Source organism: Mycobacterium sp. E1747 (genome assembly GCF_001667775.1).
Taxonomy (GTDB): domain Bacteria; phylum Actinomycetota; class Actinomycetes; order Mycobacteriales; family Mycobacteriaceae; genus Mycobacterium.
The window spans coordinates 1-1,782 of the sequence record NZ_LZJI01000155.1 but is presented as its reverse complement, the minus strand read 5'-3'; the positions used below and the strand labels follow the sequence as shown (position 1 = coordinate 1,782).

The 1,782-nt window shown below is 62.9% G+C and carries 2 protein-coding genes; both read left to right on the top strand.

Annotated features, from left to right (window positions below):
* Positions 1 to 840: LLM class F420-dependent oxidoreductase (locus A5695_RS14920; RefSeq protein ID WP_156749662.1), on the top strand; the 840-nt coding region annotated here is incomplete at its 5' end.
* An 89-nt stretch (positions 841 to 929) separates the two neighbouring features.
* Positions 930 to 1,782 (top strand): aldo/keto reductase (locus A5695_RS14915; protein WP_231974842.1); only part of this gene is annotated, 853 nt, incomplete at its 3' end.

Genomic DNA, 1,782 nt, shown 5'->3' with positions numbered 1-1,782 from the left:
GGCGCTCCCGAGAGGCTTGGGCCCACGATGGCAGGATCGGCTAAATTAGCCGAGCAAGCCGGCGCCACGATGTTCACGCTCGCCGATCACTTCTTTCAGATGGAGGCGATCGGGCAGGCGCAGGATCCCTTCTTGGAGGGTTACACGTCGCTGGGCTTCCTTGCCGGACAGACCAACAAGATCACTTTGAGCTTGCTGGTGACCGGTGTGACCTACCGCTATCCGGGTCTTCTCGCCAAGATCGTCAGCAGCCTTGATGTGTTGTCGCAAGGCCGATCCATGCTCGGTCTCGGGGCAGCGTGGTACGAACGCGAGCACCTGGCGCTCGGTGTTCCCTACCCCCCGTTACAACGACGATTCGAAATGCTTGAGGAGACATTACAGATCTGCGCCCAGATGTGGAGCGACAATGACGGCCCCTACGCGGGCCGGCATTACCAGTTGGCCGAAACCATCTGCCAGCCGCAGCCGATTCGGCGGCCACCGATCCTGATCGGCGGCGACGGCGAAAAGAAGACGCTGCGCATGGTCGCCCAATATGCCGACGTTTGGAATAGCAACGCCGCAACACCCGATGAGGTGAAGCACAAAGTCGAGGTCCTGAAACGGCATTGCGAGGAGATCGGACGAGACCCCCGCGAGATCCGCAAGACCCTCATGCTCGGTCCACAGTTCGACCCGTTCGGCGATCCCACCGCATTTATGAATGCAATGCAGGGCTTCGCCGAGGCAGGCATTGAATTGATCAATATTGCTGCCCTGCCGGGAAATCCCGATCCGATCGGGTTCGTCGGCCGCCTCGGCGACGAGGTGATCCCCAAACTGGCTTTGCTGGCCTGACTAGGCGCTGATCCGCGCCTGCCGCCACCCGACCCCCAACAACAGGAATCCCTATGCGCTACCACAAATTAGGGGACACTGGCCTTGATGTGTCTCCGGTCGCGATCGGCGCCATGACCTACGGCCCGCCCGACCGCGGATACCCGGCCTGGTCTCTCGGCGAAGACGCCAGCCGGACACTGATCAAGCACGCGCTCGAGGCCGGGATCAACTTCTTCGACACCGCGAACTATTACTCGCTGGGAGGCAGCGAGGAGATCCTGGGCCGCGCGCTCGACGACTTCGCCGACCGCGACGACGTCGTCATCTGTACCAAGGTGTGCTCGCCGATGCGCTCAACTCCCAATGGTCAAGGGCTGTCCCGCAAAGTGATCATGACCGAGATCGACGCCAGCCTGCGCCGGCTGGGCACCGCCTACGTCGACATCTACATGATCCACCGCCTCGACCCCCACACCCCGATCGAAGAGACCCTCGAGGCCCTCCACGACGTCGTCAAAGCCGGCAAAGCCCGCTACCCGGGGGCCTCGTCGATGCGGGCCTTCGAATTCGCCAAGGCGCTGCACCTGCAAAACCGCTACGGCTGGGCCAGATTCATCACCATGCAAGACCAGTACAACCTGCTGGCCCGCGAAGAAGAACGCGAAATGCTGCCGCTGTGCGCTGAGGAAGGCGTGGGAACCATGGTGTGGAGCCCGCTGGCACGCGGGCGTCTGGCACGCCCGGTCGAAACCACCGACACCGCCCGCTCACAGTCCGATCCCGGCTTGCAGTTGTTCTACTCCGAGCAGACCGCGGATTCTGATCGCGCCATCATCAACGCCGTTGGCGAGATCGCGGAGGGCCGCGGCGTATCCCGCGCCACCATCGCATTGGCGTGGCTGTATCACAACCCCGTCGTCGCCGCCACGTTGGTCGGGGCGAATTCCACCGCACAGATCG